This is a genomic window from Pedococcus sp. P1_H8, assembly GCF_056405175.1.
Map to the genome: position 1 here is coordinate 1 of NZ_JBFUCP010000013.1, position 21,002 is coordinate 21,002.

Consider the following 21,002-nt stretch of genomic DNA (forward strand, 5'->3'; position numbering starts at 1 on the left):
ACGCTCCACCACCGACAACGCAACCAGTGCCAATCCCGGCCTCCTGCCCTCGGGGCGCCCGTGGAACGCCGCCAAACAGGATGTCCGAACACGGCCGGTGTAAAGCATCAGCCGAGACACGGCTGTCAAGCATCACCCGAGACAGGGCAGAGTCTGATGTGCTCGAGCAGTTAGATCCTCCACTAAACCTTCAAGGCCGACCGCGCACGCCGATACGCGTGCGCCTCACTGATCTCCGCCGCCAAAATGGCTAGCGCAGGGGCGCGGACCGCCTCCGGGACGGACAACTCCCTCCGTAAGCCACTCGCGCCAGTTCGGGATAGGAAACGGGCCCCCTCAAGCAAGCTGTGGCGGTTTGAGCTGTTCAGCAGGGGCATGGATCAGTTCGAGGTCGGCTGCCTGGGGCAGTTCCGGGAGGGGCTCAAGCCTGAGCGGGCGGAGACTGGTGCGGAATGCCTCGCGGTGGCCAGGACCGATCAGCCAGGTGAACCGCGGGGCGACCGCCCACAAGCGCCACGCCAATTGACGCTGTTCGTCACCGCGACGTTTGGTGGCATAAGTAGGTGGCGCGTCGCCGAAACGTTCAACTGCACCACGAGCCAACGTGGCAAGGGCCGGTGTCGATCTCTTGGCTTCACCCAGAACCACGACTCGCCTGGCGTCGTCAAGGATCGCTAGGTCAAGCTGCAACGAAATGGCAGGCAGCTCGAACAAGACACGCTTCGGCGAGTAGCCCAGGTCGAGGATCGCCTCCACGTAGGCAGCGAGCTGCGGCAAGTATTCAGCGTTGAACCAGCCACCCTCCTTGGACCTCGACAGCAGGCCCCAGCGCCCATCGGCAGTTGGTCGGTCTTGGGTATTGAAGCGCCCGCCAGGGCGTAGGTCGATGAGCCCCTCCTCGACACCGCGAAAGAACAGTTTTACATCGCCCGCATCCACGGTGTTCGGCGTCGTCAACAACTCTGGCGAGGACATGACGTCCGGGTTTGCGGAGAACAGCTCCCGTGACGATTCTTGCAGGAGGCGCTCGAACGTGGGTGTGCCGAACATGACAGGAATGTAGACGCACCCGAGCGGCTAACACAGTGCCGCCCGCCCCTCTCAACAAAGAATCCGCCAAGGCGGCCGAAGAGTTGGCGGCGCCGCGCCAGCAGAGTTCGACCGTGCGCGGGGGCCAGTAGCGGCACGACGACGCCGTCACCCTCCCGCAGCTGACGGGGAGGTCCGAGCCCGGCCACGCGATCCGGTGCGACAGCCGACGACACCATCCACGGTCGGCGCCAGTTCAACTTTCTTCGTTGTGTTCCTCGTCGTCGCGGCGCCGACGGAGGGCACGTTCGGCCATCCCACTGGAGAACTTTTCCGTCACCAGCCTGGCCCGACCCAGTGTCTCGTTACCCACTCGTCTAGCGGCATCGACGCCCTCAGCGCCCGTCTCGAACGCCTTGTCCTTCGCCTCCGTTGCTGCGTCTACCCACCGTCTCGCGTCCAATGACTGGCGATCATCCTCGATGCCCAGCAGCCTGTGGAAGCCGACGACGGTCGTCACCACGTCGTTGCTGGACTGGACGACAAGCTTGGACGCCGCCGGGTGAAGCGGGACCTTGGCATTGGCCTTTACCGCAGCCCCCTCCATGCGGGCCATCAGACGCTCGGTGCGTTGCGCGATTAGTTGCCGCCGGTTGTGTCGGGCAGCTCGAAGCCCCAGGCGGTGCCGATCCAGTTCGTCCGGCGACGCGTCCAGCACGCGATCCAGCTCGAGCACGGCGATGGCGTCCTGCAGTTGGAAGCAACGGGCCAAAACTGCAAGCCACTCGTGAACCTTGGACTCTGCCTCCTTGGACGTCTTGGCGAGATCGCTGACTGCTGTCCCGCGCTCTACTTTCTCCGCGAGAGCGTCGAGTTGAAGCAGCGCGTATGCCTGGGTCCGCGCAATCGTCACGGACGTGGCCTGCACCTTCGACCACGTGACTTCCGACACCAATCCCACCAGCTGCCGGATGGTCATGGCTTCCTCGATCACAAAGTCCACGCCGATCATGTCCCCCACCACGGCGTCCTTCTGGGTGCGGAGCACGTCGTCGACCTTCTCGTCGATCGTGGCGAGATACTACGTGATCTCGTCCATTGTCTGCTGCATCGCTGTCTGCGCCATGATGCCCGCGACCCCAGCCAGCACTGCTGGGTTGGTCAGCATCGACCCCGGACCCGGCTTCGTCACGAACTCGAGGATTCCTTTGACCTTGCCGTTCTCCTAGTCACTGCACGGCTCACACCGGCGGTCGAACCCTTCATCGGTGTGGAGGTTCTCAGAGCTTTCGCGGACTGGTCGGTCAGCTTCACCCGGCGACCCGAGCTGGCCGCAATCTCGGAGCCGGCCTGGGCGACCCCAGCGCCTGTGCTGAGTGCAGATCCGAGCCGCGGCATTCCGAGGTCCTTGGACGGAATACCCTCCGAGGCGAGGAAGCGCTCAACAGCCCTCGCATCTCCGATGACCGCGACGCCATCGCCGTCACTGATCAGCTGAATCTCGGTTTCCATCGTCGGCTCCTGAATTGTGGGCAGGGAAGGGATTTCGAAGCTTGAGGGCCGTGGTCGGTGCACTTGAGGACCACGCTGGCTCGGTGCACCGAACGTCATGCGGGATGGCTGACCAGTCGGGCGTCGCGCCCTCTCCGCGGGACCACGTGAGGCGCCTGCTCAACGTACCGGCACAGCGCGTTCACGGCACGCAGTTGCTCGGGCGTGTGAACCGGCGCATCCAGCAACGCGGGGCTTCCGATGATGATGCTCATCGCCTTGGCTCGCGACACGGCGACGTTGAGGCGGTGCAGGTCGTAGAGAAACTCCACTCCCCGCGGCGCATCAGCAGCGGACGAGCTCGTCAGCGAGTAGATGACGACCGCGCCCTCCTTGCCCTGGAACTTGTCGACAGTGCCGACCCGTATTCCGTCCGGCAGGACTGCACGCAACGTCGCCACCTGGGCGTTGAAGGGCGCAACCACGAGGATGTCGTCGACCGCGAGCCGCGCCTCGGCACCATCAGCCTTCGTCCACCGTCGCCGCAGCATGTCGTCCACGATCGCGGCGACGGCGTCCGCCTCCTCAGGGCTGGACGATTCCCGTCCGATGTGGGGGACCGGCACCCAACGCAACCCATGACCACCGAGATCACCTCCTCCGTCAATCACCTGCCGCTCGAGCCCGGGCAGAGCGTCGAGCCGACCCTCATAGGCCAGCTCTGACACGAAGTCCGTGATGGAGGAATGCATTCGCCGAGTCGTCCCGAGGAAGACGCCACAGTCGGCCGGCAAGGTGTCATGGCCGTCGAGGAGATGCTCGAGAGCGGATACTCCAGCCCCGAACGGGTGCACCGCCTTGGTCGGCTGGGCCAGCTGCTGTGGATCGCCCAACAGCACCATTGACGTCGCGGCAGGGGCAACGGCGACGGCATTGGCCAAGGAGAACTGCCCGGCCTCGTCCACCACGAGCACGTCCACCGCGCCAATCATGTCGGGCCTGGACCAAAGCCATGCCGACCCACCCACGAGGCCGACCGCCCCCGAGGTCAGAGCGTCCAGCACAGCGCCGTTGTCAGTGACCAGCTGTACCAGCCCCGCGCCAGCCACGCCCTCGTCGGACGAGACCTTCTGCATCGCAGGTCGCGCCACGGCGTCGAGCACGTTGCGGATCACCGAGTGCGACAAGGCTGCGACGCCGACCTTCTTGCCGTCATCTAGCAGTGCCCCGATCAGCTTGGCCGCGGCATACGTCTTGCCCGTACCGGGAGGCCCCTGCACAGCCAACACCTCGCCATCCAACGACGCGCCGACGCGACATACAACGTCCGCTGGCGACTCCCCTGGCGCAGCAGCGAGCGCTGAAGAGGAAGGCACCTGTCGACGGACCAGTCGCACGGCGAGTGAGTCACCACCATCAAGCGCGACGCGCCCGGCGCCTGCCAAGGAGTCGCGCAGCACCTGGTCATTCAACGGGCCTGGCGGCCCAAGCCCTCGCACCATCGCCGGCTCCTTCGCCGCGGCCATGGAGAGGTCGATCCAGCCTTCCAAGGGGTCGGCATCCTGGACCTTTCCGACGGCCCCGTGCGTGTCGACGTCCTGGGCATAGGCGCCCGGCAGCACCTTGCAGTCCTGCGCCGGGAACGGGTAGCGCCACACGCGCGAGGTGACCTTTCCCGTCTTGCTGAGGAGGTCCCCGACGTGCTGCGGCATCCCGACATCGCCGATCGCGGTGGCATCCTCGACAAGCTCCGGCGTGTCGAGCTCGGCGTACCGGAAGTACTCCCACCACGCCGGACGCGCTTCGCGCCGGTGCCACCCGACCAGCCCCGCGAGCAGTTCTTGCCCCGCATCGACCAATTGTGAGGACAGCTCGGTCTCGGCACGCTCGGCGTCGCTGACTTCCTTGAGCTCCGGCGTACCCGGTCGAGCAAGGTCATGGCCCTTACCGGCCAATTCGGTGCGCAAACTCTCGAGCCAGGCGTGCAGGTCGTGGGTCGAACGCACGTCCTCACGGTTGTACGCCTCGATCCGATCGAGGATCGCCTGGTCTGGCTCGACCAGCCAGCGCTCGTACTCGATGACAGAGTCCATCGCACTCCCGACGGCCTCCGAAGTGCCCGCGCTGCGCGTGTGTCCCCAGTAGAAGTCCTCGAGCTTCTTGATCGAGTAGGAAGCCTTGCTCACCTGCACGCCTTGGCGCACCACGGCATACAGGTCGACGAGCCGCTCGGCGCGCAGCAACTGGTCGAGCTCAGCCTCGCGCGTCCCATAGTGACCCGTGAGTCGTTCCAACGCGGTCCGCTCGTAAGGGGCGTAGTGAAATACGTGCATCTCGGAGTCGGCATGCCAGCGTCGCATTAGCTCGTCGACGAGGTCTTCGACGAGCTGTTTCTCCGCGGCTGCGTCGTGGGCCCACCAGGACGTGAACGTCCCAGTCCGGTCCCACAGTCCAGCGAGGTACTCGCGCCCGTCCCGATCGTCGGCCCAAGGGTCGCCCTCGAAGTCGAGGTAGACGTCGCCGAGGCTGGGTTCAGGAAGGCGTTGCAGCCCGCGCCCGGACTCGGGGACAAGCAGTTCGTATGCCGCTTGGCCAGTGACGCGTTCCTGCACCTGCAGGCGGGCCTGCCGATGCAGGCGGTCCGCACTCTGGCTGCCCACCGCAGCCACCACGGACTCTCGACCGGTGGCGGCGAGGGCTGCCATGGTGTCGATCCCGTTGGCACGCAGAACCTCACGCTGATCACCCCGGATGCCAGCGACTTGGACAAGGTCGTCTGCGTCGACCCACGCCCCCTCGCAGCGCACCTGCCACCGGCACTGGCCGCATTGGGCGTTTCGCGTTCCCTCCGTTCGGTCCCCACGTTCGATGGCGTCGAGAAGGTCAGCGCGGCGCCGCCGCGCGTACGGTGCCACATCGATGAGACGCCACGGATGCTGCGCCTTGTCACCCGTGACGACGATCAGGTATGACGGGGCCACGCCTTGAAGCTGCGCGAGCCTTTCTGCATACGTCGCCATCTGCAGCAGTGCGGGCACCTTGAGCCGGCGGGCGAGCTTGGTGTCAGCGATGTCATAGGAGTGCGCGCCCAAGTCGCTGGGCCGGTCGCATTTGAGGAGGAAGTCGGCGTAACCGATCCACGCGCCGTCGTAGAGCGTGGCCTGGTAGACCACGTCGGCACCATCTCGCATCGCCTGCAGCGTCGCAGCCTCGGCCTCGGCCTTGGCGCCGTGGTCGGCCTCGATCTCGACGACCCGCAATCCTTGGGCCTTGAGGGAAGCGAGGTAATCCTCCTCGTGGGCTATGCCCTTGGCGAAGATCAGGTTCAGCGCGTCGTCAGGCTCCGTGGCGCCCACTTCGGCGGCGGGTAGGTCGAGGGCGACGAGGTCAAGCGTCGTGATGTGGGGGCAGGCAACATGCTTGGTCAGGTCTGTTGCACTCAGAACGAGCTGGTCCCCCACGCGCTGCATGTCGCGATGATGTCATGAGGCGCCGACATGCATTTGACATGAGGAACGATTCCGCCCCAAGCCTGTGAACAGAATCATGCCTTTCGCCGAAATACATTGAGCCTTTGTAGATCGGTGCGGATCCAGAAGGCGTGGTCGTCGAATTGTCTCAACCGTAGATGCGCTGGAATAGCCAGCACCCCTCTGTGGTCCAGACTGTGCCGACTGGACACGGCACTGGCCAAACGGCCTGAGGCCCGGCCCCCTTGAGCCAGCCGCGCCGACGTAGGTGACGCCATCGGGGCGAGTCGTGAACTTCCGCCTGCTTAGGTTGATAGGTTCCTGAACCGACCTAACAGTGACAGAGGGAGCCTGATGTCCATCGATCACAAAACGCGGACGCTTGCCACGTTGATCGCCGACTCGAACAGTGGTCAGGTGCTCTTGCCGAACTTCCAGCGGTCGTATGTGTGGAAGCCGGACGACGCCAAGTCACTAGCCGCATCGATCCTTCTCGGCGTGCCCTGCGGTTCTCTGCTGCTCGTCAGCGGCAAGAACACCGACTTTGCCACCCGCAGAGTTGGACTAACTCACTCGGAGAATGCAGACCAGAATTACCAGTGCGACTTCCTCCTCGATGGGCAACAGCGCGCAAGCACGATCCGGGGCCTCTTCTCCGACACCTTCAAGGATGACTGGAAGACGGCCTGGGTCGACATGTTCGGCGCCCTCAAGAACCGCTGGTCGGTCCGAATCATCCCAGAGGATGACGACCCGGACCTCTTCGGCTACACGACGCTTCGCTTTACCGGACTGCAGCCAGAACCGGACCTCATCGCCGACGCGCTGGTGCAGCACAACATCTACAAGACCAAGGGTTTCGACTGCTGGTTCCACCCCGCCTTCCAGCCGAAGCTCGGCAAGAAGGAGCGGTACCTCAGCATGGGCGTGGCAGCTGCAACCGACGGGTTGCTTCCGCTCTGGGAGGTGACCGAGTCCGGTAAGAGCCTGGACGGCCCGATCAAGGTAGCCCTGCAACGCATCGCTGATGACCGCCGTGAGGAACTGTTTGCGTCTTTCAAGGACGACACCATCGACAAGGAGGCGTTCGCCGACCTCGTGCGAGCTGGCGAGACATGGGAGAGCCTCGCGGAAGATAAGGTGCGCGATCGCCTCACTGACCGCCGTGCAGAGTGGATCCAAGCCGTGCTTACGGTCATCACGGACGCCAACGACTACCGTCTCGGCACCATCGAGCTCACCCAGGATGAGCTACCCAAGGCCATCGCCATCTTCGAGGCGATTAACCGGGGTGGATCGCCTCTGACCCCGTTCGACCTGGTGACCGCACGCTACGCACGTGGACAGGCAGCCAATTCACTGCCTGAGATGATCCAGGGTCGCATCGAAAGGTATGACGAAGCAGTCCCCGAGGCCCTGTCCGGAACTGCAGATCGAAAGTGGATCGCCTCGGGTCGTGTGGCTCTGATCGACGATGCACTCACGACCGCGTTCAAGGCACAGTTCCTGCAAGTACTCGTGATGCTCCGTAGGATGTCGGCCACCCCCGATGTGGAGTTCTCGGTTGACGACATCAAGGCCCAGAAGGTCCTTGCACTCAGCGCAGCGGACATCGACGCCGGCTGGGAAGGGGCAACCAATGCCGTCCTGGCCGCGTGGCGCTTTCTGCAGATTCGTTGCGGGGTGAAGGACGAGGGCAGCCTCCGCAACAAGCTTCTGATCCTCCCAATCGCCATGGCTTTGCGTGAAACACACGTCTCGAAGGCTGTCTACGACAAGGTGGAGTACTGGTACTGGACGTCCGTGCTGAGCGATACCTACACAGCCCGCCAAAACGAGTACTCCGTTGCCGACACGAACCTGCTTCTTGGGTGGATCAACGACAACAGCAAGCACCCGTTCGCGTCCCGCCAAGATCGGGTGCTGAACGACGAGGGCTACTCAAACAAGGACACGCTCCTGCGCAAGGGTGAGGAAGAACGGGTCGGCACAGATGTTGGGCTTTACCTCGTTCAACTCACGATGTCACTTGGCGGCCAGGACATCCAGTTCCAACGGAAGCTCAGTGCAGACACTGACGAGCTGCAGGATCACCACCTCATACCCCTCGGCACCGCGACGACAGTCGGCCAGTCGACCAAGGCCATCCGCAAGGGCAAGGACAATGTTGCCGAGCTGCTCAACAGCCCCCTGAACCGCGTTTACCAGTCGTCCGCGACGAATCAGGCGATCGGCGCGAAGGCAATTGCGCAATACATGAAGGACCTCCCTGATTCCGTTAAGTCTTCGCTCTACCTTCAGGTCGACAACGATAAATTCCTTCAGGAACACGGCCAAGCCTTCGAGGCACATGTACGTGCCCTACTGGACGCAAGATTCGAGGGGCTCAAGTCTGCAATCATCAATCGCCTGACAGCCCTGAAGGGCTAGCTGACAATCGTCACGGAACCCGAAGGCGACTACAACTGCGGTGGCGCCTTCGGGTTACCCTCAATGGCCGAGAGGTAAGGGCAAAGGGATTCCTTCTCCACTCGCGCAAGGTCATGCCAAGGCCGTCGACCGGGAGAAAATTCTGGAGAGCTCGAAGCACGTTCTATCGCGAATCGAGCGACAGGAGCAACCTTGATGGGGGCTCCTCGAAGCTCGATTGACCTCCTGATCTGGGACTTTTACAACCAGTCCAAGTGTGCGATCAAGCAATCCCGTCAATTGACCCTGCCCTGGGATCGCAGGGAGGGAATCAATTTAACTGAACACCCTCCGCAGCATTTCTGACCGGCCGAGGTTGTCCAAATTTGATGGTCGCTTCCTTTGCCACGCCATCGAGTGTTTCTGGCAGATAACGGCGGCGCCGACACATTCCCAAACTAGGCAGGCAACATTGCAGGGAAATGCGCATGACAATGACAAGGGCACGCGGGCGTCACATGAGCCATTCAGCGAGCGTCGCCCTTAATCGAAGGCCCGTCTCCCACCTAGCACAACCTGCAGGCCATCATCGTGACTATCCGCAAGTCGGGCCACGGCAGCAAGAGCTGTCATGAGTTCGGCTTCTTGAAGGTGATCTGCCAATAGATCGTACTCGAGGCAAAGCGTTGCTTCGTCCTCATAGAATGCCCATTTTCCGAAGGAAGTCTCGCAGTTCAGTCGATTCACCGCCCGCAGAATACTCGCCGCTTCTCCTCGATCAAGACGCGTGAGAACGTTTGATCGGATTTGGATCAGCGTCTGGGTCCCCCAATCCGCCAGACCAATGCGCACGAGCGCACTATTGAACCTCAAGAAGACATCACCTCCTTCCTCAGTCCATCCCAGACCATTTCCTTCAAGAATGCCCTCGATCTGCCGCTGAACACGCCGCTTCATGCCGACCCCTTCACCCATCGTTTCGGCTCATCACTTCAGACCAACGCGCCACACGACGGTCGTAACGATGCGGTAGAAACTCAAGGAGCCAACGCATCAATGTCTGCCAAGCATATTCTGCCTCAAGTCGACTCAATTGCTCGCGGCTCGCGACATATTCACGAACTTCGCCGAAACGGCGCGGCAGACGAAGGAACTCATCGACGTCGCGAACGACTGTCTCATTGACGAGTCGGTGGCCGACGATTTGGTAGAACTGAAATCTTTCCAGACCAGCCGGAATGTCTAGTGCCAGCAGGTCGCGTCTGGCTGCATCAGCTGAGGCGCTCGCAAGCCGGTCGGTGCCGGTGCTGTATGCGAGGTAAAGGTCGGTCGGCTGTCGGAGCGAAGGAAACCAGAGGTCGACTGGCAGATCGGAGTCATCGCCCAGGGCCTCACCCGGCAACTCCGCGATTCTCCGGGGGAGGCTCGCCGCTGCTGTCTCCGCAAGCAGGGCCAACTCATGTGTCGCGACAATAGACTCTCGGCGAAGTTGCTCCTCAAGGCCGGCCACATCCGAGCGCGATCCACCAACGAGAAGCTCAACGTTTGGTCGGGTGGCCCATCCGAGAGCCGTGGCAGTCAAGTTGGCAGACCCGAGCAGCACTCTTCCCGATGACACATAAAACTTTGCGTGAAGCCGGTCGTGGAGGTAGACCCTGCCCCCCCTCTCCGCGACAGCTTCGAGCACTCCCGTATCGGAGACACCAGCTGCGATCTCTTCGGGCCGCCACCGGGTAATGAGTTCTATGTCGACGCCTTGCGGTGTTATCTCAAGGAGGCGCCGTAGCACGGCCGTCTTGGCGAAAGGGGCACACAGCAGCAGGCCCTCGGTGGCAGCGGCGCACAGAGCAAGAAGGCGTTCGCCGGGGGACATGTCATTCACTGTCCCGCAGCACCTCCACTGCCCTGCGCCCCCACAGCAATCTCACATCTTCCATCGCGCGGCGCGCCTGGCGTCCGGATACACCGTCCTCGTACAGGGCCCATCCCTGTAGGAGAACTTCAACAAGCGTCTTGTAGGAGAATTCCTGAGAGTCTTCCTCGAACGGCATCGGCAGACGTGCGAAGAGCTCGTGCGTCGAGTTGATAACCAACTGAACGGTATTTCCCGCAGACCTCACCGAAAAAAATGCGTCGCTGTCCAACGGCAGGCGACTCACATGTATGACAAGCCCGCTCGCCAGCGTAACCGCACGAAGTTCAGTGGAGCTCTCCCCTGAAAGGGAGGCGGCCCTAGCGTCCGCGGAGGCGGGCACGATGGTTACGCGGGGTGGCTGCTTCTTCGGTGCCACTCCCCATCTATGGCCAGGCTGCCACACAAAGCGGTCGGGGGAGCCCCATAGGACGCCATCTACAACTCGATTGTCCAACCCGGTGAGCTTCGCCAGCTCCAAGACAGTCAAGGGACCTTGCGCCGAAACGATTGCTTCGACGATCGTTTCAACCTCGCTCACGCTACGAACGCGCTTCCAGGAAGTTTTCGGCCATCCGCCCCCAGTCGTGGCGGACATTCTGTGTTGCTCTGCGGCTGTCCGGGGACGCCTGCTCATCCTCGTAGCGCGCCCAGGCGAACAACATCATCTCCAGGCCAGACTGCGCCGTGAGAAGCTTCGACTTGAGGGCGTCTGCGTCATCCGGCAGTGACTCTGGATCCTGGGCACCCAACAAGAGGGCATACGCCGGGTGGTCCGTGTTAAGCGTGACAAGCAGGACACCGCCTCGCGGCTGAACGGAGAAGAAGGCGCCACCTTCTAGAGAAGCAACATCCATCCGGTACTTAAGACCCTTGTCGATCGTCTCCGCCGCCAGAGCCTTAGCCCCTTCTGGCGAATGCCCTGCGGCCTCGAGTTGCTGAGCGAGATCTGCGCTTCGCTCTTCGGGAGACTTTGATTCGTCCGCGTCGCTTTGACCTGTGTAGCCCTGCTCTTGACGTTTCCTCACAGCCTCCGTCGCCTGCTGTTCGATGGTGACATCCTTGTGGCGCTTTCGTCGTCGCCCTTCAGCCTGAACACCAATTACCTTGCGCATCTCGCGAATGTTGGTCTGCACTCGGTGAACCACCTCGAGGAGCGGTTCGATCGGGTCCTCGTCCTCCGCCATGGCCTGGCGCGCAGCCGTGATCGACCCGCCGTACTGCTTTACGATGGCTGATGTATCCAGCTTTGCGGCCTCAGCAAAGTTGCGCGCAAACTGCTTGTTGTTTGAAACCCCAAAGAGTTCATCCAGGCCAGGCTCGAATCGGACCTCAACGCCCCACCAACGCTCTCGCGGGTCATACGTTGTGGTCCATGCGGGATCAAGTTCCAGCTCCCTTCCAGCCCGAACGACTGAAACACCCGCGTTCTTGGCGGCATGTCGGCCGTGGGGTCGAGAGCCGGCGTTATCACTGTTCCTCGCCTCCTCAGTCGCGATCGACAAACGAGTCACCACCTCGTGGTCTTCCCCCTTGAATCGAATCTTCGTTCGTATCTCGTAGGCGTCTTGCGACGGGAATGGTTGAAACATGGGGCGATTTGCGAACGGTTCAGGGCATGACGTGTTGCTCATTAGATACAGGGGATCGTTCGGACGAGCTTCTCGATCCTCTACGGCCGTCCCGGGGTCATCCTGCAGGAAGCTCTTGAGGCGGATCCGCACCTTCTCCGCATCGATCCAATCACGGTACATTCGCCCGATAAGTTCCGCTGAGTTATCGATAAGGGCTCTAGACGTTCGCCAGAGTGACCTGTCGATCTTGCTCCACACAACGAGCGTGCCCGACGGCCCAAAGCTCTCTGAACCCGCGGAGTCGATCCATCGCTGCGGGATCAGCTTCTCTGTAGGTGCCCCCAAGATCTTGAGCGTGCCACGCTCGATCTCGTGCAGATCGATATAGCTGTGCAGCGCAGAGGACGGACCTTCCTGCCAACTCCAGACGTCGACCCTCTGGCATTGAGATATCGACGCGCTCGGCAGGCCCATGCCAAAGCGACCCATGCCCTTGTGATCATCTGCGTCGAGGCGGGTTCCATTGCCGAACTGAAGTGCGATGCGCAGGGTCTCGGCGTCCATCCCCGACCCATTATCGAGGACGGCTACTTCGCTGAGGCGGCGTCGAACTCGTTGTTCAACCGCCATCTCTTGATCAGAACACAAGAGCTCCACCATACTTGCGCCCGCCTGAATGGAGTTGTCCATTAGTTCAGCGAGGGCATAGGCCGCGTTCTTGTATCCATTGTCACGCATGGCCTTCACGGCAAGGGATGTGGGCACGATATCGTACTCGACGTCAGTGTAGGTCACCATATGTCCTCCCAGTTGTTAAAGGCTTCTCCCATAGACGAGAAGCCCGGCAATGCTGTGTCTACGACGGTAGTGATCTGCGCAATGGCATTGCCCCCGGAACGGGGCCCACGGGTGGCCCTGCCGACCATCTGGCTATACAGCACCAGACTCTTCGTAGGCCGAGCGATGAGAGCAGCACTTGTCCTCGGGGCGTCAAAACCCGTCGTCAGAACGCCGTAGTTGACTAGAACACGCGGGCCGGCCGCCCCTCCCCGGAACTCACTAATCAGGCGAGCCCTTTCGTCCGAGGGAGTCATACCCGTCACGGCGTGTGCCCAGGCGCCACGAGCACGTAGCGCGGTCGCCAGTACCAGCGCATGCCCCACCGTCGCGGCAAACAGGAGCACGCGGTCATGTTGTCGCAGGAGCTGTTCCGTCCGGTGGAGAATCAGCAGGTTGCGCTGCTCATCCTCCGCGAGGTGCTGCACGATTCGAGCCGGAATTTCCAAGGCGCTCACGAGCTCCCGACGGTCCCTCTCCGACAGGTCGACGCCAGAGCGGTGGTATAGCGACTCGAACTCGGTCTTGGCGAGGTACCCGTCTGAAACCAAGTAGTCCACGGGGTTCTCAAAGCCCTCGACCTCCAGCCGCACTCTCCGCCGAAAGAAGAACTCAGCCAACCGCTCGTCCTCCGTGACGTCGTTCCACGTACGTCCAGGCGTAGCGCTCAGCCCGAGCAGGGAGGCGGGACGCCCAGCATGAGCGAGCACATCCAAAACCATTTGGTATGTCGGGGCTATCGCTTGGTGCGCTTCGTCCATGATCACCAAACCGACCCGGCCGGCAAGTAGGCCGAGCTGCGAGAACGAAGTTGTGGTCGCGCTGTAGACCTTCGCGAGCCCTGCAACGACCAGTCCATCCCGGGCGCCTTGTGGGTCCAAGACGTGGTCCCCCCACCAGCGATGCACGGACAATTCGCGATTGCCGAGTACCGACCAGGCTTTGGTGAATTCATCAACAGCCTGTTCGCATAGCTCCTCTGAGTGCGCCAACCACACGACGAGCATGGGCTCGCTTCTGTTCAGCTGTTCGCAGATGACATTCATGGCAGTACGGGTTTTCCCCGAACCGGTCGGCATGTGGAGGAGAACTCGGTTTGGCTCTTCGTCGAGCGCCCTCGCGACTCGCCGAGCGGCCAACCGTTGATGTGGAAAGAGCGAATGCGCAGGTTCGACGCGGCTAAGCGTCGGGAGGGTGTGGTCCTCGGCCGGAGAGTCCTCTGCGACAGAGAAGAAGTCCAGCAGTTCACCGGCCCGAGCCGAACCCCGACGAATCTTCATGGACTGCAAGGCGTCAAACGAATCGTCAGACGGTGTAAGGCCCAGTCGCAAACATAGGCTGGAGGCCTCGTGCTCCCGAAGAAGCATCAGGAGCTCGGATCTGGTCTCCACGTTGAAGAGGATGTCGGCAGGGCTATGGAGCCCGAGCACAATCTCCCGCAACCGCTCTGGCTTGGTGAGGGCAGTATCAAGCTTTGCGAGCAACCGGACCGTTCGCCGACCAACCATTTGCTGGAGCGTCTGTTCGGCCGCGCGCGAAAGCAACTCCTCGAACGTCACTTCGGCCCGCCCCTTCATCGTCCGCGATCAGCGCATGAACGGTTGCGCCCCAGCCCTGCACGTCGGCACGCTTGCCCAATTGAAGGTCCAAGGGACCCTGCGTTGGTCTGTCTCCGTCAAAGGGCGCAGACGACACAAGCGTCTTGGTCGTCATCCTCGTCCAGCGCGCTCGACAGTACCTCGATCAAAGGGAGATTGCGGCGATTTCGCCGAGATCGTTCCATGGCTGCGTCATGCTTCTCCATGATCTCGTCTCGGCGCCCGATGAGTTCATCGAGGGTCTCGCCTGGTGACCACGTGTAGTCGCGGCCCTTCATCGCGACATCCTGGTAACTGGCATCACCCGAAGCACCGGCATCACGGAGCACCTTGTTTTCGATCGCCTTCGCGCGCTCGAACAAGTCGGGGTGCCTGTCAGCGAGACCGACCCACTCGGCCTTGCGCTGGAAGAAGCAGAAATAGCAGCCCGACCGAGTTCGCCACTCGTAGTAGGCCGGAAGGCCCACACCAGCGTCGTCGAGGATCTTGAGCACACCCTCATGATCAATCCCTTCCTCTATGAAAGGGAACACCGCATGGATGTTGGGCTTGGTTGAGACGTAACCCTTGCGATTCTGCTCGTCCGACCGGATAGCAACGTAGCTGACTGCAGGGTCGTCACCGAGCCACTCCTCGAGTGGCTTGATTTTCACCTGGCGAGTGCACCACCGCATCTGGGGAGAGGGAAGCGTTCCTCGATAGACCTCAAACCAGTGATCGAAGCCCCTGTCAGCATTGAGCCTTGCAATCGGCTTGCCTAGGACAACTTCGAGCTTGTTCAAGTACTCGTAGGTCTCAGGCAGCTCGGCGCCGGTGTCGCAGAAGAAGTACTCCATCTCCGGGACTCGGTCGCGAAGGTGGATTGCCAGGGCCGATGAATCTTTGCCCCCTGAGATCCCACATACATGGCGAACGTCCTGTGTCATGCCGTCTCCTCGCGCGTGCGATTTGTTTCGGTGAGGGCTCCAGTGGTCTTTGCGACCACGCTCCGCCATTCCTGATCTGCAAGAGCGGCCATCAACCAGTCCGCTGCCATCTCCCGGCCGCCGGCCGCTTCTGAGAGAGTGTCGAGTGCATCGGCCACCACTGAATGAGTACTCGCCTTCGTTATTTCGTTCCAAACGACAAGCTTGACCGCCTCATGACCGTGAGACCAGTTCACATGGAAGCGAACGGCGTCGAACTCCCCCTCATGGCTTCGCATGTCGGCATTGAGCGCCTCAATCCGCCGGAACGTGCCCCCGGAGTCCGCTAGAACACTCCTGAACCGTCGGCGGTCCTCGTCGGTCCATGCCTGAGGCGGTACGCCTGTGACTTGCATGCCCACATATTCAAGCCACGGTTCCTCATCCGGAATTCCAGCCCGTAGAGCTGCTACTAGGGCTTTGACCTTGGGGTCGATGACTTTGGCCGCAATCTCGGCCGCCCTGCTTTTCACGGAGGAACGGTAATCCTCCGTGGATGCTCGGAGTTCAGAGATAAGCCTCGTCCGAATCTCGTCGATGAGCTTGGGGTAGGCATCTGCCAACTCGTCCATGGCGCCGGCTACGGATAGAGCAAGGGCTTTGGGGTCAATTGACGCATCCCCCGCAGACGCAGGAACGGGAGGCTGACCCACTGCGGCCGGGAGGCGCTCGAAGACAAGGACGTCGGGTTCGGTCGCCTCAATCAGTGCGGCCCGTAGCGCCTTGGCTTGCGGAGAGACCGTGGTCGTCTTCTTGGCGTACGCAGACAGCATGTTGATGCGAGCGACAAGCGAACCGACGACGCTGACGACCGTTGGAGACGAAGCAATGCGACTCCCGCCGGACGACTGAGCGAGGGCTTCGACGACTCGGCGCCGAGGACCGGCGTTGCTGGCGAAACTTTTCACTGCGAAGTTGCCTGGGTTTCGGAGTAAACGTTCCGCAACATCTCCCGAGAATGAGGGCCGGAACGTACCGTGCTCATACAGCGCGAATTCGTCCTTATGTTGACGCATAGCTGCGACGAACACCAAAGGGGCAACGCCAGCTCGCAGGCCGAATGGAGGCAGCGAAAGCTCCGCGTACAGGTCGGCGACATTCAATCGGGAGCGAGTCGCCATGCGAATGCGACCGACGATGGCGGCCCACACTGGGCGCACAGATGAGTCGGAGGTCGGAGCGGTGTACTGGGCGAACGCCCCTGTCTTCTGGTGCAGTTCGAGGGTCTCGAGGACCGACAGGTAGAGCGTCCGATTTGGACCGAAACCTTCGATGCCAAGGCCGGGGACATGCTCATGCGAGCCCATCACTTCGAGCACCTCTCGGCGCGCCTTGGCAGCTTGAGACGATAGCTCGTGACGATTCATGAGGTCGTTTTGAACGATCACGGCGTCAGGGTAGTAAGAATCGGCAACATCAGAGAGAACAGCTGAGGGGCTTCGTCGATTGGTCTTACGCCAGACGTGACCGGACTTCTGCACGTTCTCGCGCTTTACCCAGTGCCAGCGCGACCGCAGGGACGAGCCACCAAAGGACTTCTCAAACTCGGAATTCAGGGCAGCTGCCGCGGCCACCCGGCGTTCACCTAATTCCTTTCGCGCAACCCAGTCTGACCGGATGTCTTCCTCCGCATTTATCACTTCGTCGATCGCGGCCAGCTCACGCGCTGCATCAAGAAGTGGATGCGGGTCCTCCGTTGTCGCAAAGACGATTGGCTTGTCGGCCTGGCTCAAGTGCACGGCGCGCGTGGGCGCCGCGCCCTGGAGAACATAAAGCAGTAGTCCATCACCGCGGTCAGTGGCAGTCAGAGGCGATATCGCCGTGTCGCCCTCATCTGTCCACGCGCGTTCGAAGGCCCTCAGGGTGCCTGTTGCGTGCGAATGACGCGCTGCGACGATGGGACCCAACGGAAGTACGCGCTGCAGGATGATGCGCGGGTGTTCGTCTCGAAGACGCCTTCTGGCGATCGTAATGGCCGACTTGAGGTCGAAGTCGCTCCCCTGCCAGACACGAAACTCATCCGCAAACTCCCGGTAGGTGACAAGCCCCGCCTGTTCAAGCTCCCGGAGCCGTTCCTCGACTTCGATCGGTGAGGAGGTCCCGCTCTGGCCGTCGGCAGCGGCGTAGGCCACCATCGCCTGGCTTGCGCGAAGGCTGCCTCCCGCCGAGACCAAGTTGAGGAGACCAACGCTCTTGAGCACCCTTCGAGCAGCTTCGCTCAAGCTGTGGGCATCGCGAATTCGAGTGTCGATCTCCATCCATCGCGAGGCGTCTGCGGAGACGTTGACCATGTTCGATGCCGACTCGAGGAAGTAGTCGTAGACGCGGTCCAGATGGACTGCAGGGACCGTGTCAGATGGCAGGTCCGTCTGGCGCAGGAACGAATGCACGCTTCGCGGCTCGGCTCCGGCAAGAAACGAAAACATTGTTCGTTCGTTCTGCCCATACCGTTGGCAGAGTTCAGGCAGGACTGCCAACGCCAGAGGATGCAACGGCCAGCACTCTGCGAGTAGATCGGGACGATTGGCAAGCTCGGTGAGGCCCAATGAGCTCAAGTTCCCGGACTGCATGCCCGCCCACTCGACCAAGCGCGGCCGAAACGTCTCTTCGACCTTTTCGAAGGAGGCGGCGACCAGCGAGACAGTCTGACCCGGAGTATCGACAAAAGGAATGTCCTCGAAGCGGCCCTGAATCTTGACCCATTCGCGCCTTTGCACGGCACTCGCACCGTCGGCGTAGTCTCCGAAAGCCATGTGTTGGAGGGTGACGAGTGCTAGTCGAGCGCCGGACCCCTTCCGAGTCCACTCGGCAAGCTCTTGGAGGAGAAAGAGGTCACCCTCTCCTGGCCTCTCGGCGAAGGCCTCAAGATTCTTGCCGAATTCGTCCACCAAGAGGAGGATCGGCCCAACTTCGCTGAGCTGCATTACGAGATCGCGAACCGCGCGAATATCTAGCCGACCGCCACCATGCGTGAGCGTCCGATCGAGTTCCCGAAGGGTGACGACGCATCGCTTAAGAGCTGCGCGACCCGAGGCTGACGGTTCGAAGCGCTGCGCGCCAAGCAAGAGAGCGCGCACAACGGTGTTGGCAATGGGTTCGCGCTGCGCTGTGACCACGGCGCGAATGAATCCACTTTCGGATGCACCTGCCTTCTGCATCGCCATACGCAGGACAGCCATGGTGTCCGGGGCGGCCGCTGTGAGCATCGCCTCCGCCGAGGCGCGCGCAGGATCGGACCTGGGGGCGAACAGTGAATCGATCACCAGGGCCAGCGACGACTTTCCAGAGCCATATGGGCCGGTCACCGAAAGAGCCACTTCGGTCGACTCGCTCAGCATGGCTCTGCCCAGACGGTCTAGGGACTCAATCGCCCGACCGACCGGAAGGTATCCGTCGATTGCTGCGGACCCAGTGTCGCGCTCGACGTTAATGGAGCGAGCGAAGCGATCCTTTGGCTTCTTGAGCTCGATGAGCCGAGTCATGCGACCTTCCTTCCTGTCCTAGTCAACTCGTCCGTCCGAAGGCGCCGCCCAAAGAGTCGGTAATGATCGTCAAGGACACCGCGGAACGCCTCCTCTGGCGCACCAACAATCGTGAGTTGGGGCATGCCCGCGGCGGAGGTTAGCTTGAGGTGATCCGTACGCAGGACAGCGTCCTCTAGCAAGTCCAGGGCCGCCTTGTCGGACAGTTTGAAGGCCCGACCGGGAGAACCGACCTCTGCAAGAGCCCGGCTCAAATTGACCGTCCTTGCCTCGTCATCCGTCCTGATAGCGAAGTCCAAAACACATGCTGCAAACGTCAAACTAGGCAGAGTGGCCTTGGGGCCAAGGAGGAATCGGTAATCCCCTGGGCTCACGCTGCTGGGCTGAATCAGGCCCAGGTCCCTAAAGGGGCAGTCAATGCGGTCATCGAAGGTCGCACGCACACCCTCTCCTGAGGAGTACATGCGCAGAAGGGCGCTTACGTCCTTCTTGACCGATGAAGGGTGCGGATCAGCCCAGTCGCTGATGCGGTCGAGGACGAACTGTTGAAGTTCCTCCTCGGAGAACTCGACGCCTGGGAACTCATTGAAAGCCAGCCACCAAACCGGCGAAATGGACCGAGGGGCCAGGAGCCACCATTGGAGCAGCCAGAGGGTCCCGGGCAACTCGCAGTAGGGATCAATGCCGCCATCACTGAAGATGTCCTTGCCGATGCTGGACGGACGTGAACGCGGCCGTCGGCTCCCGTCTACGGCCTCGTGCTCGAGCAGCTTGAAGGCATGTCCCCAATGTCTGATCGACCGAACCATGTTCTTACCAACGCCTAGGTCGACCACCGCTTCCTCGCGGTTAAACACATCGTCTGGAGCGCCCGCAGCATCTACTGCCTTCTTGAGCCAGCCATAGCGAGGATGAAAGGTCTCGTGACGCGCGAAGGCTGGACTGCAGGCTTCATCAAGTCTCAACGAATCGCTCCTTCGGGCGCTCGGGAAAGGTCGTCCGCGGAGTTGAGGCGACGCACTCTACTTACGGCATCGGCGATTGCCACAACGGCGAGGTCGATTTCTTCGGTCGTCGTGTTTCGGCCGACGCTGAAGCGGAGGCACTCGTAAGCCTCGTCCTGAGTCAGGCCCATCGCCAGCAACACATGTGAGGGTTCCGGGACTCGCGACGAGCAGGCGGAGCCAGAGGAGACAAAGATCGAAGGTGCGTTTGCCATGATCGCGTCGGCGTCCGCCCCAGCGAACCGCAGATTTGCCGTGTTGGGAAGCCGAGCAACACCGGCACCGATGTACTCCATGCGATCGATTCGCGACTCGAGCCCAGTTACAAGGCGCTCCACAAGGTGTGTGGAGTGAACGGCATCCTCATTCAGAGCATGCATGGCCAACTCCGCAGCCTTGCCCATGCCAACGACACCGGGAACGTTCAACGTGCCGCTCCGCAGACCAGCCTCGTGTCCGCCTCCATGGAGCTGAGCGTTAAGACTTACGCCTCGGCGAACATAGAGCGCGCCAACGCCCTTGGGGCCGTAGAACTTATGCGCCGACAGCGACAGCAGGTCCACGTCGAGCGCCAGGACATCGATTGGGACCTTTCCAACCGCCTGCGTGGCATCGGTGTGGATCAAGGCACCACTCATATGCGCGATCTCAGCGATCCTGGCAAGCGGCTGGATGACGCCAGTTTCATTGTTGGCCAGCATTACGGAAACGAGGGCCACCCTCTCCGACATCATCCCGGCCAGAGCGTCAACGTCGACGGCGCCATCGCGGTCGACGGAGAGCACCTGCACTCGATATCCCTGGGGGATGAGCGACTCAGCGACGTCTAGGACCGCTTTATGTTCGGTGGCCGCGACAACGACAGTGTCTCGGGCACCCTTGGCCAGCTGGGCGCCTCCCTTGAGCGCCAAGTTGTTCGCCTCTGTCGAGCCCGAGGTGATGACGATTTCGCGCGGTGCCGCATTGATCACGGCGGCCACATCAGCTCTCGACCGTTCGACAGCCCGCCGCGCTGTCTCGCCGGCGCCGTGGGATGACGCCGCATTCCAAAATCGCTCGGTGAACCACGGGAGCATGGCCTCAACCACGCTCGGATCCACGGGCGTCGAGGCGTTGTAGTCGAGATAGATGGCTGTCACCTAGTCACCTCCATCTCGAACATACGTTCGAGCACTGACATCGCATCCCCATCGCATCGCAAATCGTCAACTACATGGCCTAGCCTCCCCCG

General features: G+C 61.7%; 14 protein-coding genes. 1 reads left to right on the forward strand and 13 read right to left on the reverse strand.

The features are described 5' to 3' along the window. Positions 1-336: 336 nt before the first annotated feature. From AC1DYG_RS16820 to AC1DYG_RS16835, 4 genes are all read right to left on the reverse strand, one after another. The gene (locus tag AC1DYG_RS16820; RefSeq protein WP_477641020.1) at positions 337-1,050 is read right to left on the reverse strand and encodes a hypothetical protein; all 714 of its coding nucleotides are present in this window, start codon (positions 1,048-1,050) and stop codon (positions 337-339) included. Between the two features lie 235 nt (positions 1,051-1,285). Beyond that, complete coding sequence (locus tag AC1DYG_RS16825; protein ID WP_477641021.1) at positions 1,286-2,077, reverse strand: hypothetical protein; 792 nt, start codon at positions 2,075-2,077, stop codon at positions 1,286-1,288. Between the two features lie 140 nt (positions 2,078-2,217). Next, the gene (locus tag AC1DYG_RS16830; protein ID WP_477641022.1) at positions 2,218-2,541 is read right to left on the reverse strand and encodes a hypothetical protein; all 324 of its coding nucleotides are present in this window, start codon (positions 2,539-2,541) and stop codon (positions 2,218-2,220) included. 95 nt (positions 2,542-2,636) lie between these two features. After that, on the reverse strand, positions 2,637-5,990 hold the full coding sequence (locus AC1DYG_RS16835; protein WP_477641023.1) for a TM0106 family RecB-like putative nuclease: 3,354 nt from the start codon (positions 5,988-5,990) through the stop codon (positions 2,637-2,639). Between the two features lie 354 nt (positions 5,991-6,344). Here AC1DYG_RS16835 and AC1DYG_RS16840 point away from each other — a divergent pair, with 354 nt between their 5' ends. After that, complete coding sequence (locus AC1DYG_RS16840; RefSeq protein WP_477641024.1) at positions 6,345-8,420, forward strand: DUF262 domain-containing protein; 2,076 nt, start codon at positions 6,345-6,347, stop codon at positions 8,418-8,420. Positions 8,421-8,942: 522 nt separating this feature from the next. Here AC1DYG_RS16840 and AC1DYG_RS16845 read toward each other — a convergent pair. The 9 genes from AC1DYG_RS16845 to AC1DYG_RS16885 all read right to left on the reverse strand — a co-directional run bounded on the left by AC1DYG_RS16845 (position 8,943) and on the right by AC1DYG_RS16885 (position 20,910). Next, a complete protein-coding gene (locus tag AC1DYG_RS16845) occupies positions 8,943-9,374 on the reverse strand; it encodes a T3SS (YopN, CesT) and YbjN peptide-binding chaperone 1 (protein ID WP_477641025.1) in 432 nt (143 codons plus the stop codon). Beyond that, positions 9,367-10,272 (reverse strand): phospholipase D family protein, encoded by a 906-nt coding sequence (locus tag AC1DYG_RS16850; RefSeq protein ID WP_477641026.1) that lies wholly within the window; start codon positions 10,270-10,272, stop codon positions 9,367-9,369. Before AC1DYG_RS16850 ends, AC1DYG_RS16845 begins: the two co-directional genes overlap by 8 nt. A gap of 1 nt (position 10,273) precedes the next feature. Then, positions 10,274-10,852: a hypothetical protein gene (locus tag AC1DYG_RS16855; RefSeq protein ID WP_477641027.1), complete on the reverse strand. Its 579-nt coding sequence runs from the start codon at positions 10,850-10,852 to the stop codon at positions 10,274-10,276. A 1-nt stretch (position 10,853) separates the two neighbouring features. Further along, positions 10,854-12,680 (reverse strand): ATP-binding protein, encoded by a 1,827-nt coding sequence (locus tag AC1DYG_RS16860; RefSeq protein ID WP_477641028.1) that lies wholly within the window; start codon positions 12,678-12,680, stop codon positions 10,854-10,856. After that, positions 12,677-14,281, reverse strand: a complete 1,605-nt coding sequence (locus AC1DYG_RS16865) for a DEAD/DEAH box helicase (protein ID WP_477641029.1) — start codon at positions 14,279-14,281, stop codon at positions 12,677-12,679. Before AC1DYG_RS16865 ends, AC1DYG_RS16860 begins: the two co-directional genes overlap by 4 nt. A 116-nt stretch (positions 14,282-14,397) precedes the next feature. Then, complete coding sequence (locus AC1DYG_RS16870) at positions 14,398-15,315, reverse strand: phosphoadenosine phosphosulfate reductase domain-containing protein (RefSeq protein ID WP_477641030.1); 918 nt, start codon at positions 15,313-15,315, stop codon at positions 14,398-14,400. Further along, the gene (locus AC1DYG_RS16875; protein WP_477641031.1) at positions 15,243-18,767 is read right to left on the reverse strand and encodes a hypothetical protein; all 3,525 of its coding nucleotides are present in this window, start codon (positions 18,765-18,767) and stop codon (positions 15,243-15,245) included. The genes AC1DYG_RS16870 and AC1DYG_RS16875 overlap by 73 nt, the downstream gene beginning before the upstream one ends. After that, the gene (locus AC1DYG_RS16880) at positions 18,764-19,732 is read right to left on the reverse strand and encodes a DUF4007 family protein (protein ID WP_477641032.1); all 969 of its coding nucleotides are present in this window, start codon (positions 19,730-19,732) and stop codon (positions 18,764-18,766) included. The genes AC1DYG_RS16875 and AC1DYG_RS16880 overlap by 4 nt, the downstream gene beginning before the upstream one ends. Then, positions 19,729-20,910, reverse strand: a complete 1,182-nt coding sequence (locus AC1DYG_RS16885) for a cysteine desulfurase family protein (RefSeq protein WP_477641033.1) — start codon at positions 20,908-20,910, stop codon at positions 19,729-19,731. Before AC1DYG_RS16885 ends, AC1DYG_RS16880 begins: the two co-directional genes overlap by 4 nt. Between the last annotated feature and the right edge of the window lie 92 nt (positions 20,911-21,002).

What these genes read in the sequence shown, in the direction of transcription:
- AC1DYG_RS16820 (WP_477641020.1), bottom strand. Translation starts at nt 1,050, where the DNA reads ATGTTCGGCACACCCACGTTCGAGCGCCTCCTGCAAGAATCGTCACGG.
- AC1DYG_RS16830 (WP_477641022.1), bottom strand. Translation starts at nt 2,541, where the DNA reads ATGGAAACCGAGATTCAGCTGATCAGTGACGGCGATGGCGTCGCGGTC.
- AC1DYG_RS16835 (WP_477641023.1), bottom strand. Translation starts at nt 5,990, where the DNA reads ATGCAGCGCGTGGGGGACCAGCTCGTTCTGAGTGCAACAGACCTGACC.
- AC1DYG_RS16840 (WP_477641024.1), top strand. Translation starts at nt 6,345, where the DNA reads ATGTCCATCGATCACAAAACGCGGACGCTTGCCACGTTGATCGCCGAC.
- AC1DYG_RS16845 (WP_477641025.1), bottom strand. Translation starts at nt 9,374, where the DNA reads ATGGGTGAAGGGGTCGGCATGAAGCGGCGTGTTCAGCGGCAGATCGAG.
- AC1DYG_RS16850 (WP_477641026.1), bottom strand. Translation starts at nt 10,272, where the DNA reads ATGTCCCCCGGCGAACGCCTTCTTGCTCTGTGCGCCGCTGCCACCGAG.
- AC1DYG_RS16870 (WP_477641030.1), bottom strand. Translation starts at nt 15,315, where the DNA reads ATGGCGGAGCGTGGTCGCAAAGACCACTGGAGCCCTCACCGAAACAAA.
- AC1DYG_RS16875 (WP_477641031.1), bottom strand. Translation starts at nt 18,767, where the DNA reads ATGACTCGGCTCATCGAGCTCAAGAAGCCAAAGGATCGCTTCGCTCGC.